Source organism: Ferruginibacter sp. SUN002 (assembly GCF_050611725.1).
GTDB lineage: Bacteria > Bacteroidota > Bacteroidia > Chitinophagales > Chitinophagaceae > Ferruginibacter.
The window spans coordinates 2,201,816-2,218,692 of sequence record NZ_JBODJB010000001.1 but is presented as its reverse complement, the minus strand read 5'-3'; the positions used below and the strand labels follow the sequence as shown (position 1 = coordinate 2,218,692).

Genomic DNA, 16,877 nt, shown 5'->3' with positions numbered 1-16,877 from the left:
AATTTAAATTGGGGTACGGACCATCTATCTGTTCAATATTTTAACAGACGGAAAAGATTTATTTTCGGGGCCAAGTATATTCAACTGACACAGCCCCTTATTAATATTTTTATCTACTCTGATCGTTTCTGTTGAATTACCACCTGCATGGTTAATTGTTTTTGTAAACAACAACTGACCGTTGGTATTGATCAAACGAAGCTGGTAAATTCCTTTTTGAGCATTATTGAATTGTACTGAAAAGGATCCATCGGTCATTACTGTAGGGTATACATTAATAGAAGATGAATTTTTATTTCCGATATCTACTCTTACAATTTTACTATAAGCAATAGAACCATTGCTGTTCACATTGCTGATACGATAGTATGTAGTGCCGGCTCCTGCCGCAACATCAGTCCAACTATATTGTTTGCTTATAGCCGGATCGTTAGATACATCTTTACTTGCAGCGAAACTAAAGTGTACTGCATCTTTTGATCGTTCAATAATGTAACGCTGAACATTCATTTCTGTTTCAACATTCCATTCAACAGTAACTGCATTGTTTTTTTCTGAAGCTTTTACACTGCTGAAATTTACCGGAAGCATGCCCGGTAAAGCAAAGATCACAGAAAAACGATTTGCTGCCTTTGAAGCAGGTTGTGCATCTGATGCTTCAAATGTATAGCTTGTAGTATCATTTGGTACCAAGCTAATACCTGTAATGGTTCCTTTAAATTCATCTTTAAGATAACCCGCTAAAGTTGTATTAAAATTTTTGGGAACAAATTTCAATTCATAGGTTTTATCAGAGAGTTCTCCCATATCTAAGAAAATAGAATCTCTGTCTACAATTGGTACTCTTTTTTCAACAGCTAATTTTTTCCCTTCTCTCAGAATACTGATCGTTTCTTTCGTATTAAAAGAAATTAATTTTAATGCATCTGCTTCATCAACTGAATTGCAATAGGTTGAATAGTACGTGTTTGCCACACCATCTGCTAGTGACAGAGATCCATCTGTTTTTATAGCATACAGGCTAGTATAAAATTTTGCTACACCTTGTGCATGACTCGATGATACACCAATACAGAAACAAAGTGCAAAAAAAGTAAATAAAGGTTTGCTGAAACGGGCCGAGGTTCTATGTATTAACCTCGAAAAAGATGTATGCGATGCATATACATGGCTCTTCGAAAGTTGAATTTGGTCTTTCATACTCCGGATTTTTTGGATTTTTGGATATTTGATTAGCGGTTGTTCTCTGTTGAGTACTACTGCCAACATCTTTTAAACGCCTTTACAAGTGTTTTATTGTAATACCGAGTTAATAATTGGTAGAAATGAAGCTAAAATTTACAATAAGATCAATGAATCGGGATATCAATATACTAACTTAATAACAGAACTTGATCCGTCAGGTGATAAGATTTCTATTTGATAATTGCCTCTTGCTCTAACAGTACCCAAAGTAATTTGTTCAGTTCTGTTTCCGCCGACATGATTGAATTGCCTTCTAACAATAGGTTGGCCAACGCTATTCATCAATACAATTTGATAATTCCCTTCAGGCATATTAGTGAACTGCAACCCTACTAATCCATTGGTAACCGGATTAGGATATACAGCTATAGATGGTCTTGCTACTAATACTCTTACGATTGGACTATAAATAATATGTCCATTTTCTCCAATGCCACGAATACGATAAAAATTATTTCCGAATAACGGTTTTGTATCCAACCATTGATGTATTCCTTTGCCTCTTATATCTTCAGCCTCTATTTTACCAATTGGTAAAAAATTGATACCATCTATTGATCTTTCTATCACAAACCGTACTACATATTTTTCTTCGTTTAACCCCCACTGTAACCTAACATTATTTTGTTGTTGCCAAGCTTTGGTTGTAGAATACACTGGAGGATCATATTTCAAGATCAATCGCAAACGATCTGCCTTAAAAGAGCCGGAATCTTCTCTTATAATTTTAAAATCATATTTTGTAGTATCGCTATAACTAAGCGGAGTCAGCGTTTTCTTATATGCATCTTCAAGATAAAATTTTGTCCAACTGTTTTCCAAGCTATCTAATGTTATTTCAAGCTGATAATTTCTGACCTTTACTTTACTCCAATTTAAAAAGATCGTATCGGTGTTTTTTGGCAATCTTGTTTTTTCAATTGACAACAAAGCCCCATTTTTTTTGATGCTAAAGTTCTCTCCTTCAACATTTACCAATTTCATTACATCCTCTTTATTCACAGCTGTGTCGTATGTAGGATTAAATAAAGTAAGCACACCATCTGTGACAAATGTTGTACCGTCAGGTTCTACAGAGTTTAATGTTGTACGTATTCCCGAAGAAGGCCTGAACGCTTTTGTAGTATCCTGACTGCTTTTATTACTTTCACTAAATGTGATATATCCCCCCGTTGTTCCAAAGTCAACCATTACTGCAGCTCCTGAAGGGATATTACGATTATCATAAGTACTTGTTCCGGTAGTTAGCGGAATCGACCTGTCATAAGTAGATGTACCGGAATTCCATGCCAATGCTACAAATGCACCTCTGCCGTTTATACCACCTACTTGAGGATCCCATACCCAATATTGCGTAGTATTCACTGAGCCGCTCTTGGCAACTGCATTAAAATCAACTGCAGACGCATAAGGATTCCCTACAACCTGAATGCCGGTTAAATTTCCACTTGCAGGTACTCTCACATCTCCAATATTTATTTGCCCTCTTGGACGTAAAGTTGTAAGTAGTGGAGTTTTAGAAGCAGTAGTGATCTGTCCATAATTTTTTCTATCTCCCCTAACAAACAACATCCAGCCCTGTTCACTATTAACCGATGTGCTATTGGTGTTTCCAGGTGGCGTCCATGTGCCCGTAGAATTATTGAATGTTGAACTTCCTGATGAAACGAATTTTAATATAGATGCCTTATTCTCAAAACTTAAATCAAAGCCATTTGAAATAGAACCTCCGGTAATTTGTGTTGCATAAGTTGCTGCAACAGTATCTCCGGCAAAAGTGCTGCCGGTTTGATAATCGAAAGCCATCCCTTCCTGCCAAGCCTGACTGATAGTGTGTGTGCCACCACCATTTTTGAGAGGGGCTGCTACCAAACGCCATGCTCTTTTTGCAGGAAAATAACGTTGTATTATGAATTGTCCTGTGTTGTTATCGGATCCGTACAAAAAATTTGTATTGGCTGAATCTGATTGCCCGATCCGTCCGGTTTTTGCAGCAGTGGAAAGTATTGTAAAAAATTTGGTACCAAGATCAAGTGTTCCTTTATTGAATCTGGCTCTATCTGACACCCTTACACTACTTGCTAAAGTGAGTTTATTTGCCTTGGCAGATTTATTTAATAACATGTAAGCGAATTCTTCAACCGGATCGGTTGCAGAAACAGTGATTGTTGCATCGTTACTACCATTGAATTCTACTTCTCTATTATTATGTATAAAAACACCAAGTGCATTACGAGTCCAATTTCCACCAACATTTAAATCGCCTCCTGAAGTTGTGCTTAATGTTAATGTACTCGAGGAGCCTGTTGCTTCACCAATGGTGAGATTTCCTCTCAACTCATGATCAAAGGAAGTATTGGAGAAGTTAAGTGAACTGCCGGATTTGATAGTTACATGATACGGCACACCAGCCACTGAACCAAAACTATTTTCATACCACTCTTTGGTATTGGTATTTATTGATATGAAATTGCTGAGGGTATTATATATTAATGTAGAGCCAACTCCATAATACGGAGCAGAATTTGTAGAAGAGTTTACATACGCATTCGGCCCCATTTCAAGTGAACCATTGATAGTAGTAATTGCCCCGGAAGAATACCCGAAATCTATTCCTGTTGCTACTTTTACTTTTACGTTTGCATCAATTACCAATGTACCACTCGATGATGAGGTAACTGTTTTACTGATTGTTCCTGAACTTCCTGAAACAACTACTGTGCTGTTTGCAGCACCTGTAATAGTACGAATTCCATTTGCAACATTGATATTACCACCAGTTCCACTTAATGTAAGTGTATCCCCATTCAGATCCAATCCTCCATAAAATATTTGTATTACATCGCCAGAGTTTTTTGCCGAAGCAATGTTTGTAAGATTTGGCGTTGTAATCAGTTGCACATTACCTCCTCCGGATTTTGTAATTGTTATTCCCGAAAAAGTTTCTGTACCACCACCGGTTACCTGAATGGTCTGGTTCCCTGTTGCACCATTAAAGTACACCCGATTGTTATTATGTGTAAAAATCCCCTGTTGATTTCGTATCCAATTACCGCCTATATTCAAATCGCCGCTACCTGTACTTAAATACAATGTACTGGAGGAGCCAGTAGTTTCACCAATTGTTAAGTCGCCACGCAATTCATGCACAAAATTAGTGCTGGAAAAATTCAAAGAAGACCCTGCTTTTATCATTACATTGTATGGTACCCCATAATTATTACCGGTGGTATTTTCATACCATTCTTTTGTAGTGGAGTTAATAGACGTAAAATTACATCCGCAATCGTAGATCAATGTTGAACCTGTTCCATAGTATGGAGCATATCCACCTGTAGGAACATAGCCTCCATTTTTTATCCGGAATGTATCATTGGTAGTTGTGAAAGTTGAGCCAAAGTTTACCGATTTAGCTGTTTGAAGTTCGGCATTGGTTCCAAAAGTAAGTGATGTTCCGGAAGCTGAAGTAATGGTTAATGCACTGCTTGTTGAAGGTACATCTACACGACCGTTAGTTGCATTGGTATTATTAATGGCTCTTGCACCGGTAACATAGATCGTATTAGCAGTAGTATTACCCATAGTAATTGTTTTGCCATTTAAATCCATTGTACCTGCAGTCATATACAGTGCACCGTTTACTTGAGTTCCGGCACTATTCGTAATTTGTACAGTATTATTGGTAGAAGTAGTATTATTGATCGTCAGATTATTCACAGTTGCCGGCAATGCATCTCCGGTAACTTGATTGCCCGTTGTTGCATTGTATTCATAATTACCTGCAGTGTTAAATGTTCTGGTAGAATTTTGCACATTACCTATGTTTCCGCTAGCAAACAAATTGATGCCCGACAAGTGCCCCATCTGCAGCGTACTACCTGAAGTAGTAATAAATGTCCCTCCTCTACCTGTTGAACTAGTATTTGCATACGATATACTTGTACCCATGTTCAGTGTACCATTCACTGTAAATACTGTATTACCAGGAGTACTCGAAGGAGAAGATAATTGAAAATCGCCTGCATCTACACCATTCCCCATTCTAACAGTTGAGGATGATCCTACATTAATATTTACTATTCGAGTTGAAGATGTAGTACCAAAAACAATACCGGCACCACTAGCCGCAGGATTTCGATTCAATATATATTGGGTTCCACTCGTGCCAGAAAAATTAATTGTAAAAGTTCCATTTACACTTGGTGAAAAATTCAAAAGGGTGGTTGTGCTGTAATTAGACAAATTACCATATATGGTTAAGGTGTGTGTACCATCCTGAATATTGATTGCAGAAACTGTGGTTGATGATGAAACAACCATACTATCTAAAATAATGTCGCTGCCAAAAGCACCTGCATTTAAAGCCGAGCCGTTATCATATGGATTCCAAAGCACTATACCAAATGTTCGTGTAGAGGGAGTACCTCCTGAATTCTGTATACGAAAAGCATTATAACTCGCATTTGAATTAGATGCAGTAAACTCATAGGTACTACCATGATCAAAGTATACTACATTTTTTGTAATACCTCCAAAGATGTAATCACTTCTTTCATGAACCATTTTAGAACCACTATAAAAAACCACAGATGAATCCGTTCCGCTGCCAAATGGGAAAACTCCACTTGAGCCAGATATATTAATCTCACAAATACCTCCTGAATTAAAAGCAACAGATCGCTTATCTGTTCCTGCCAGAAACGATGATGAAGCACCGGTAGTATTCGTTCTAACGGCGGCGCCTAAATGCACTGTGCCTGCAATTACCGCAGTAGCACTCGTAGCCATGGTAACACTGGTATTTGAATAGGAGTTGCTCATTGTCCAGGTACTTCCTGATGGAATATCAAAGTCTGTACCTGAGCCACCAGTTACTGTTATAGCCCTGCTCGATGAACTTGGACCATAAGTAATGTTAGCATTATTTTTAAGAATGATCTGAGCTACGTTGAAACCAGCTCCCAATGAACCATGTGTGGCTACTACTGCGCCGGTATAACCGCCTCCTAAATTACTGGCATCAAATATATAGATGTTGCTTGTTGATGGTGTAATCGCTCCGGCAGAGGCTCCGCCCAAACTTGTTGACCATGCTCCTGATGTATTCCAACCAGAGGTTGAACCACCTATCCAATAATAAGTATTGCCAAATGTAAACGTAGCTGTATAAACTGTACCAGTAAAAGTTGTACCACACCCACTTGATGAACTATTATCCCCTGTATAATCAAAGCGAATTTCTACGTTATAAGTTCCCGGTTGTGTAACACCGCTTTTTAGATCCTGATTAGGGCTACTAGCTTTCCATCGTTGATTGGTACTTGCCCCGGAAATTACATCACCATAAGTTCCATCATAATTAAGTGCTTGAGGTAATGCCGTAAATGCAGGCGCTGTTGTTCCTTGCATATATACCCTGTAATACATTGTTCCTCCGCAAACATTACTGGAACCTGTAGTTTTATAGGTATTGATCTGTGCAGCTGTTATGAATAATGAAGAGGAGGTTACATTTCCAAAATTTGTTCCATTGTATGCTTGTAAACCGCCATAACCAGAGCTATTATTTAAATAATAACCCTGCCCTCCTATATACACATAAAAATCCCATATGCCGGTACCGGCATATGCCATACTGTTAGACGTAAAGAAAATCACGACAACAACAAGAAATCTATGAAGTATTTTTCTCATATTACAACAATCATACGTTCAAAAATTCGAATCGCAGGCATTCAGGAAGGACAGATTTACAAGCAAGACCAAATATACAATTTAAAATGTAAAAAATACACATTAAACTCTTTATAAAGGTACTAAATCTTTGAATAAGACGTTCTGACCGCTTAATTAGTTGCATTAAAGAAATGAAAAGTGGGAGTTTTTGAGATATTATAGATTAAATATCGGTTTTCCCAATAGTAAGTACCTCCTGTTCAGTAGCATCACCAAACTCCTGTAATTTACCAAAAGCCGCTGAGGCTGCGTAGTTTACAGTATCCTGAGGGGTATATTTGTTACAAAGACCATAGATCAACCCTGCCATAAAACAATCTCCACTACCGCTTCTGTCTACTACTCCCATACAGGTAAATTCGTTGGAAGTAAAAAGCTGATCTTCGGTATAAAGTGTAGTATAATATAAAATGTTGTTGGCCTCGCTATCAAACCTGAAAGTATTAGCTACGGTTTTACATTTGGGAAACCTTTTGATGATCTCTTCGGAAGTAGCTTTGGCATGATCGAGATATGCTTGTTTGCTTTTTTTATCGTGAATCTTTTCATCAACCGGAATGCCCAGCAGGGTATTGGCACTCCAGATATTACCCATTAATACATCACAATACTCAGCCAACTGCGGCATTACTTCAATTGGTTGTTTTCCATAATTCCATAAACGAGAACGATAATTGAGGTCAAGCGAAATTGTAATCCCTTTTTTGCTTGCAGCTTCTACTGCTTCGAGGCATACATCAGCAACATTATCATTCAATGCCGGACTAATAGCAGAAAAATTAAACCATGATACACCGGCAAGCACTTTATCCCAATCAATCATACCTCTCTTTAATTCTGAGAAAGATGAACGTTCTCTGTCATAGACCATACTGCCTTTCAAATCGGCACCACGTTCTAAGTAATACAAACCAATTCTGTTGCCGGAAAATAAAATTGACGAAGTGAAGATCCCTTTGAGTTCGAGATAATGAAGCATATGCCTGCTCATAAAATTATCCGGCAAAACAGTGCAGTACTTTACCGGCATATCCCAACCAGCCAAAGCTGTTGCAACATTGGCTTCGGCACCGCCAACAAATAATTGCATTGGTTGTTTTTCAGATTTATCTGCACTATTTGGAGATATTCTTAATAACAACTCTCCAAAAGATAATATTTTTTGTTTGGCCATTTCTCAAATTAAAAACAAAAAATGAAAAGTGAAAAATTTAAAAACTCAAACCAAGTAGGATGCCATTTATTTTTCACTTTTCATTTTCCAATACCTACTATTTAGCGTTAAAGCCAAAATATTTATTGGCATTGTTGAAACAAATATCTTTTATCACTTGTCCGACCCATTCAATATTATTTGGCAATTCTCCATTTTCAATTTCTTCGCCAAACATATTGCATAATATTCTTCTGAAATATTCGTGACGTGGATAGCTCATAAAGCTGCGACTATCCGTTAACATTCCAACAAACTTGCTAAGCAAACCCATGTTAGATAAGGCATTCATTTGTTTGATCATACCATCTTTCTGATCTAAGAACCACCAACCTGAACCAAATTGAATTTTACCTGCAACACTTCCGTCGTTAAAGTTACCGATCATTGTTGCCATTAGTTCATTATCAGCAGGGTTCAAATTGTACAAAATTGTTTTCGCCAATTGATCTGTGGAATCTAATTTGTTAAGGAATTTAGCCAAAGCCTTACCCTGACTAAAGTCACCGATCGAATCCCAACCAGTATCAGCACCAAGCAAACGCATCATACGGGCATTGTTGTTACGCAAAGCTCCTAAGTGATATTGTTGCACCCAGCCTTTTTCATGATCCCATTTTGCAAAATCTACCAACATTGCAGATCTGAATTTCAGATTATCTTCATAACTAACGGCATTGCCTGAACGTAGTTTTGAGAAGATAGTTCTTATTTCAGCTTCGGTATAATCCTCAGCATAGATCTGCTCTAAACCATGATCTGATACAGAAGCACCCATTGAAGCAAAGAAATCGTGACGATTTTTTAATGCTTTCAAATAATCGTCGTAAGATGAAACAGCAATATTCGATGCGGCTTCAACTTTTGCAACATAGGCATTGAATGCAACTACATCATCGCAGTTCATTGCTTTGTCCGGACGATAAGCAGGCAATATCTTAATTTCAAAACTGCTATCGTCTGCAATTTTTTTGTGATGTTCTAAAGAATCAATGGGGTCATCAGTAGTACAAAGAACTTTCACATTGGCTTTACGCAGCAAGTTGCGTACAGAGTATTCAGGTGTTATTAATTTCGCAGAAGCTTCATCGTATATTTCTTTAGCTGTATCTGCAGATAAAATTTTATTGATATTATAATAACGCTGTAACTCAAGATGCGTCCAATGATACAATGGATTACGGAGTGTATATGGGACAGTCGCTGCCCACTTCTCAAATTTTTCGAAATCGGGTTTATCTCCAGTACAATAACTCTCGTGTACACCATTGGTACGCATAGCACGCCATTTGTAATGATCGCCATATAACCAAACCTGTGTCAGGTTTTGAAAATTAATATCATTCGCTATTTGATCGGGAGGTAAGTGATTATGATAATCAATTACCGGCATTTGTTTTGCAAATTCATGATACAGTTTTTCTGCTGTTTTGTTTTGCAGTAAAAAGTTCTCGTCTAAGAAATTCTTCATCGATTTTTATTTTTTTGAACGCTGATTTTTATGGTTATTATGATAATCGCAGCTTATTACAAACTTACGCCACGTTTCCAAGGTATGAAATCATCCTGATTTAATTGTACAGCTTTAGGGATCACCTCTCCGCTTGCAGCCTTGATACAATATTCCAAGATCGCCTCTCCCATTTGTTCGATTGTTTTATCCCCTTCTACAACCGGGCCGCAATCAATATCGATGATATCATTCATACGTTTGGTTAAATTACTATTGGTAGATACTTTAATTACAGGGCAAACGGGATTTCCTGTTGGCGTGCCAAGGCCCGTAGTAAATAATATCAATGTAGCGCCGCTACCAGCTTTACCTGTTGTAGCTTCAACATCATTACCGGGAGTACAAACGAGATTTAATCCCGGCTTAACAGCAGGTTCTGTATAATCTAATACATCAACCACCGGCGAAGTACCACCTTTTTTAGCAGCACCGGCACTTTTAATTGCATCGGTGATCAAACCATCTTTAATATTTCCGGGAGAAGGGTTCATGTGAAAACCCGAGCCAACTCTCAATGCCGAATCGCTATAAGATTTCATCAGATTGATGAATTTTTTTGCAGCATCGGCTTCGATTGTTCTGTCGATCAATTCCTGTTCAACACCACATAATTCCGGGAACTCAGCCAACAAAACTTTTCCTCCTAATCCTACCAATAGATCTGAACAATAACCTACAGAAGGATTTGCGGAGATGCCACTGAAACCATCGCTACCACCACATTTCACACCAAGTACCAGTTTATCTAATGAAGCAGGTTTTCTTTCCAATTTGTTTATTTCAACCAATCCTTCAAAAGTTTTTTTGATAGCATCAGCAATCAATTGCTCTTCACTTTGAGATTGTTGTTGTTCAAAAATAAATAATGGTTTGTCAAAATTAGGGTTACGTTCTTTTAGATCGGCCTTAAAATCTCCCACTTGCAAATTCTGACACCCCAAGCTTAACACTGTTACACCGGCAACATTCGGATGATCAGCATAAGCTGCCAATAATTTACTTAAAACAGCAGCATCTTGTCTGATACCACCACAACCACCTTGATGGTTCAAGAATTTAATTCCGTCAACATTTTTGAATGGCCTGTTTTTAGCTACTTCAATTGACGGAGCTAAATTTATGTTTGCAATATCTTCTCCTTTTTTATAGGCTTCCACTAAAAGATGAGCATAGGATTTATATTTTTCAGTAACAGCATACCCCAATTCATTGTGCAGTGCTTCTCTGATTACATCGAGATTTCTATTCTCACAAAAAACCGTTGGAATAAACAACCAATAGTTGGCAGTACCTACTCTACCATCCGGACGATGATAGCCATTAAAAGTACGGCCTGCGAATTTAGACACATCCGGTGCTGTCCATGTAAAATTTGATTCTCTGTAAACATACGGCTCAGCTGCATGTTTTAAATTTTCTGTAGACATACGAGTACCAACAGACAGATCATGCTGAACTTTTCCTACCAAGACTCCATACATTGTTACTGCTTCGCCTTGTTTCATATCACTTTCATAAAACTTATGCTTTGCAGGAATGTCTTCTAAAAGCGTATAACTATTTCCGTTATACTCAACCGTTTCTCCTTTTTTTAAATCTGTTAATGCCACTATAACATTATCACCGGCATTAACCTTTAATACTTTTTGTTTCATCTTTTATGCTAAAATTTTACTTTTTTCAATGTTTTGAATTGCTTGCAATGCTCCTTTTTCAACTATTTCGCTTAATTGTTCCTGTACCGCTTCAGTAAAGCCGGGTAAAGCGTTCAGATCTTGCCCCCAAAAAGCAGTATTGCCCAACACTTCAGCTACCAGCTCGTTATCAGAAAGATCTTTTTTACTAAAATAATAAGATGCTTTATCATCTGTTATAGGATATTCCTGTCCGTTAGCTATACCAAAATATTTATTACCATCTTTTTTTACTGCCTTCATAAACTGAATATATGCAGCAAACCCAAGAGACATGTATTCCGGTACTTTATTGAATAATGATATATATTGACTAAATAATGCAACTACTCTCATTTCAATCTTTTGAGTGTAGTTTCCTGCAATGCTTAACCATTGATGTTCAATATTTGGATTTGCGAAACGATCCAATACGCTATTGGCAAATTTTTCAGCTTCTGCAGCATCTACTTTATAAGGTATTGCAGGAGCAATATCTTTTTTCATTAATTTAGAAACAAAGTTTGATACTGTCGAGTCTGCCATTGCGGCTTTCACTGTTGCAAATCCGGCCAAATGAGCCAACGCACAACTTAGTGTATGCGTACCGTTTAGTAAACGTAGTTTTAATTCTTTGTGCTTGGTGATATTGGGAACAATAGCCACACCGTCATCTACCTGAGCAAATGACAAAACAGATTTCACATGTTCATCTCCTTCTATTGCCCACAAACGATATACTTCACTCATGATCAAAAGATCATCTGAGTAACCTAGTTCTTTTTCTACAGCGGCTTTTGTATCAGCACTTGGCTTACCAGGAACAATTCTGTCTACCAAAGTATTACAGAAAGTATTGCTGCTCTCTAACCATTCGATAAATGCAGCATCCAAACCATTTAAATGGGCCTGTTCAGTAACGATTGCTTCCAGTTTTTTGCCATTATCAGAGATCAGTTCGGTTGGAACGATAATCATACCACTTTGTTTACTCCCGTCGAAAGCTTTATAACGTTCATATAGAAATGCTAATAATTTTCCGGGAAATGAAACAGGCGGGTGTTTACGTATATCATCATTTACCAATTCAATACCAATTTCAGTAGTATTTGAAGTTACTATCTGCAAATTGGGATTGTGGGCACACTCCAACACTTTATCCCATTCATCTGCAGCTGATAGAACTCTGCTGATGGAAGAATTGATAATATTCTCTTCTACAGCTTTGCCATTCTCCAACCCTCTTACACAAAGCGTATACAAACTATCCTGTTTTTCAAAAGCTGCTGCATCTCCACCGGAAGTTGATTTTACAATAACTATTCTTCCATTAAAAACTCCTTTACGGTTAGCTTTATCAATAAAATAGTCGGGTAGGCCACGCAATAAAACGCCTGTACCGAATTGTAATACTTTTTCAGGCAATTCGAAAATTGCTTCATCGGGTTTTTGCACTTTATCCGACTGGATATTCTTTAAAGTGTATTTTGATAGTATCATAACAATTAAATATAAGGTTTAAGGTAAATTATGTTTAGTTAATATTTTTTATCCATTTTGATTTCCACTCGGGGTATTCTTTGTTCAATAATTTTGCCGGCCAGGTACCATACCATGCATATCCAACTCTCCTTTCATTTTCAACTTCTGCAAGTGTGGCATGAGGCTTACTGTCTCTACCTGTAAAAAACGGCACATTGGTTTTAAGATCGTAAAATCTTGCCCAAATGGTAGATGCACTGTCCTTTACTAATACTCTATCTCTTCCTGTTTGCTCTGCAGGAGCCTTTATTTCAACAAAATTATATCCTTCAATTTTAACTTTGTTAAACCAATCAATACCTGCATTTACGGCAGCAACGATCTCTTTTGACGGGTTGTCCAATCGCATTAAAAAGCGAATGATACCAACCGACTCAGCTCCGCTTAATGACGGCAGTTCAAATTTACGAGCTTGAGCCGGCTCCAAAGAACCTGCATCATATTGAGCACACCAAGCAGTCAATTTCTTTTTTTGTTTAACCTGTGTTTTTAAAATACACTTAATGCCTTTTTTTACGGCCTTTTCTGCTTTTACTTTATACTTCTTATCAAGTGCATCAAAGCCGCTCTTTCCTTCAACAATATCCTGCATGATATTCAAAACATTGATCATTGCATCATCATTGTAAGTTACCTCACCACGATAATTACTGAAATCAGGATAAAACTGCGGCCAACCACCATTATCATATTGAGCCAGCAACAAATAATCTATACCAGCTACTGCGGCTTTCAAATAAGCTTTATTTTTAGTTTGCTCAAATGCTTTTACCAGATATTTTATTTCCTTCGTTGTAGCCTGGTTATCTATCGTTGCGTCAATTCCGTCATAATAACCGTTTTGCAATTCTCCTATATCAGAACTTGTGAGTTTACGTTTGTAATCAACTTTTTTATCCTGAAAGTGTTTCGGCCAACCACCATTCTTTCGTTGATAGAGCAACATATTATCTGCTATACTATCAGTAGAAGAAGCCTTGATCGTTACTATATCTTCAATGCTTGCATTGGAAGTATCTTTTACCGGATTCCATTTGTAATCAAATACCCAGGCCGGATTAATATCATTCACCCCTAACGAAACGGGCAGATTATTTTTATGCCATTCATAATCACCACCATCACGATGGCAATTATAATAATATACTCTTTTGCCCCATTGAATTACATTTGGCGGAGTTGCAGCAGCCTGGTAAATATCTGCATTGGCCATGTTCTTCGGAAACGAACAATTGATCAAATAAAATTGTGCATCTCTATGGTATCTTCCTAATTTAAAATCGTCATCACCCTTGAAAGTACAATTCAATAAAACAGTTTTTGAGGATTCATATTTAGATCCGTCATGCCAAATTGCAGCACTGTTGTTGTGACAAATGAAAGTGCATTTTTCTGCCAATGCCCAGCCTCTCGGGCAATAAAAGTCTACACCACCTTCCATCACACAGTTATAGAAATAAAACATCCCAGTTTCCTTATTCCATGGGCTTACCGTATCGCCGCCATATGCCTTAAAAATGCAATTGCTAACTTTTAATCTGGTTGTACTTTCAAATGAACGCAATGCCATTTGATGAGTGGTTTTCTTTACCAATTTAATTGCATTGGCACTATCGGCCGGGCAACTGATCGTTGTATCCTTTGCCGTTAGTCCGTAAGTATTTTCTATGGTCAGATTTTCTAAATTAATATCACTGCCTTTTAAATTCAAGGTAGCCACTCCCCAATCATCATTATTATTGTTACATTTAAAAAGCTCACGCCCTTCTGCATAAGTAATAATTGTATTACCAGCATTATCTCCTTTTAATGTTATGTAATTTTTTGTGATGAAAATTTTTTCGTTATAAACCCCCTTTTTAATAAGGATGATTCGCTGTTCTTTTGCACTATCAGATAAGCTATTAATAGCCGACTGAATGGTTTTAAAATTGCCACTACCATCTGCAGCAACAGTTATTTGCTGTGCATAAACAGCAATAGTGCAACAGCATATTGCACTTATTAATGTAATGATATGTTTTAAACTTTTTATCATTTAGCTTTTAGAGGCACTTGCTTAACCAACCATTTCACCAATTCCTGCGCTGCAGTAAAATTTTCATACTCTGCAGGTATCTTTCTTCCATCTACATATTCATTATAAAACCAAGGATCGCCAACAGCAAACACTGTTCCCTTGCCGTATTTTGCAACTGCCATAATCACATCTCCCTTATCGGTAAGAATAGATTTTGCAGGAGGTGTTACTTTCAAGGTTGAGATTTGTTTGATGTACACTTTTTTTGCCTGTTTGCAGAACAACGTTGGAGCAGCAAATGCCCCAACTTCATAGTCGTGCCCTTCTACTCTATTGCGACTGTCTTTATTGAACTGTATGCCAAATTTCTTCGCCAATACATTTGAATGCTCAAATTCTACATTATTGCTGTCGTTCATCAACATTACCAACACTCCGCCCGCTTTAACCCAATTGGTAATTGTAGTTACATCATCGGGCATGATATAGTTTGGCTTAGGATTTTCTTTAGGGAAATCAGGATCGACTAAAATATAAATATTTACATTTTTTAAATTTGCTGGAGAAGGCTTTTCTTTTAATGCAGTAGTTTTTATTCCGTAGTTTTTAAAAATATCTCCCAAAAAAGAAAATCCGCCATTATCTCTTTCTTCCCATTTGTAATGGTGGCCAACTAGTAAACCTGATCGCTCATCTCTTTTTTGTTCGTTGTTGAAATAATAATCCAACGCAACAGTTTTACCCTTGCCGATCTTTTCATCTTCAAGAATTTCCATTTCATTGGCAGCAAGAATAACCGACGCAACTCCTTTTACATCATTGGTTACAATGGGCTCTTTGATATAATATTCAAAACTGCCATCTCTATATGGGTTTCCTCCAAGTCCGGCAACTGAACAAACTCCATTTACGCAAGTTCGGCCAAGAGAGTCCTTACCAATAAAGTTCTTTTGTAATCCGGCATATCCTTTATTGATCGCAGGCAAAATACTTCTATCCAAATAGCCGTTTCTTACACCTTTCGCTAATGTATAGACGAACATTGCTGTTGCGGAAGCTTCTTTATAATTTCCTTTCTCTTTTGGTTTATCCAAAACCTGATACCATACGCCGGATTTAGCATCCTGTACTTTTAAAACAGCTTTTGAGTATCTTCTTAAAATACTGATTAGGCTATCTCTCTTTGGATGACCTACGGGGAAATAATCCAGCACATCTACCAAAGCCATACCATACCAACCCATTGCTCTTCCCCAAAAATTTTGAGATAAGCCTGTAATAGAATCGCTCCATTTTTCTTTTCGGCTTTCATCCCAACCATGATATAATAAACCTGTCTTAGAATCTCTTGCATGCGCCTCCATTTGAATGAACTGCTTAGCAATATCATTAAAACTTTCGGGTTCATTAAAATGCTGTGCATATTCGGCCCAAAATGGTTCTACCATATATAAACCATCTAACCACATTTGATTTGGGTACCTTTTTTTATGCCAAAAACCTCCACTGTTTGTACGTGGATGATAATTGATTTGCTCTCTTAATAAACGTAATGCAGAATAATATTTTTTATCTCCATCAACAGCATTCAACATCAACAGATTTCTTCCGGGTGCAATATTATCGCTGTTAAAATCTTCCATTTTATAAGTACGAATTGTTCCATCCGGACGAATGAAGAAATCCATACTACGTTTAATATAATGGTATATATCGCCACGCCCTGTTCGTTTCCATACTTTTTCCATCGCCTTCAATACTATACCTTGCTCATATGTCCATTCTGCAGGTCTGTTAGCTTTGAGCTGCATTGTATCTCCACTGTAGATCGACATCATACTTTCAGTCAATTGCACAGAAAGCCTTTTTTGTTGTGCCATAGTAGCGGCAGATAACAAAACTGAAATGAGGATAAATACAATGTTCTTTTTCATA

Annotated in this window: 8 protein-coding genes; all 8 read right to left on the bottom strand. The window is 37.4% G+C overall.

The window, feature by feature from the left end:
- Positions 1-24 precede the first annotated feature (24 nt).
- A complete protein-coding gene (locus ACQ33O_RS09825) occupies positions 25-1,200 on the bottom strand; it encodes a hypothetical protein (RefSeq protein ID WP_430995402.1) in 1,176 nt (391 codons plus the stop codon).
- Positions 1,201-1,365: 165 nt separating this feature from the next.
- A complete protein-coding gene (locus tag ACQ33O_RS09820) occupies positions 1,366-6,939 on the bottom strand; it encodes a beta strand repeat-containing protein (RefSeq protein ID WP_430995401.1) in 5,574 nt (1,857 codons plus the stop codon).
- Positions 6,940-7,144: 205 nt separating this feature from the next.
- Positions 7,145-8,155, bottom strand: a complete 1,011-nt coding sequence (locus ACQ33O_RS09815; RefSeq protein WP_430995400.1) for a sugar kinase — start codon at positions 8,153-8,155, stop codon at positions 7,145-7,147.
- A 97-nt stretch (positions 8,156-8,252) separates the two neighbouring features.
- The gene (gene uxaC / locus ACQ33O_RS09810) at positions 8,253-9,665 is read right to left on the bottom strand and encodes a glucuronate isomerase (protein WP_430995399.1); all 1,413 of its coding nucleotides are present in this window, start codon (positions 9,663-9,665) and stop codon (positions 8,253-8,255) included.
- 56 nt (positions 9,666-9,721) lie between these two features.
- A complete protein-coding gene (locus tag ACQ33O_RS09805; RefSeq protein ID WP_430995398.1) occupies positions 9,722-11,362 on the bottom strand; it encodes a UxaA family hydrolase in 1,641 nt (546 codons plus the stop codon).
- A gap of 3 nt (positions 11,363-11,365) precedes the next feature.
- A complete protein-coding gene (locus tag ACQ33O_RS09800) occupies positions 11,366-12,880 on the bottom strand; it encodes a tagaturonate reductase (protein ID WP_430995397.1) in 1,515 nt (504 codons plus the stop codon).
- A gap of 34 nt (positions 12,881-12,914) precedes the next feature.
- Positions 12,915-14,960 (bottom strand): pectate lyase, encoded by a 2,046-nt coding sequence (pelA, locus tag ACQ33O_RS09795; RefSeq protein ID WP_430995396.1) that lies wholly within the window; start codon positions 14,958-14,960, stop codon positions 12,915-12,917.
- Entirely contained in the window at positions 14,957-16,876 is a 1,920-nt protein-coding gene (locus ACQ33O_RS09790) for a glycoside hydrolase family 88/105 protein (RefSeq protein WP_430995395.1), read from the bottom strand. Before ACQ33O_RS09790 ends, pelA begins: the two co-directional genes overlap by 4 nt.
- Between the last annotated feature and the right edge of the window lies 1 nt (position 16,877).

Coding starts and splice junctions, on each gene's coding strand:
- ACQ33O_RS09825 (WP_430995402.1), bottom strand. CDS start 1,200: ATGAAAGACCAAATTCAACTTTCGAAGAGCCATGTATATGCATCGCAT.
- ACQ33O_RS09820 (WP_430995401.1), bottom strand. CDS start 6,939: ATGAGAAAAATACTTCATAGATTTCTTGTTGTTGTCGTGATTTTCTTT.
- ACQ33O_RS09815 (WP_430995400.1), bottom strand. CDS start 8,155: ATGGCCAAACAAAAAATATTATCTTTTGGAGAGTTGTTATTAAGAATA.
- uxaC (WP_430995399.1), bottom strand. CDS start 9,665: ATGAAGAATTTCTTAGACGAGAACTTTTTACTGCAAAACAAAACAGCA.
- ACQ33O_RS09805 (WP_430995398.1), bottom strand. CDS start 11,362: ATGAAACAAAAAGTATTAAAGGTTAATGCCGGTGATAATGTTATAGTG.
- ACQ33O_RS09800 (WP_430995397.1), bottom strand. CDS start 12,880: ATGATACTATCAAAATACACTTTAAAGAATATCCAGTCGGATAAAGTG.
- pelA (WP_430995396.1), bottom strand. CDS start 14,960: ATGATAAAAAGTTTAAAACATATCATTACATTAATAAGTGCAATATGC.
- ACQ33O_RS09790 (WP_430995395.1), bottom strand. CDS start 16,876: ATGAAAAAGAACATTGTATTTATCCTCATTTCAGTTTTGTTATCTGCC.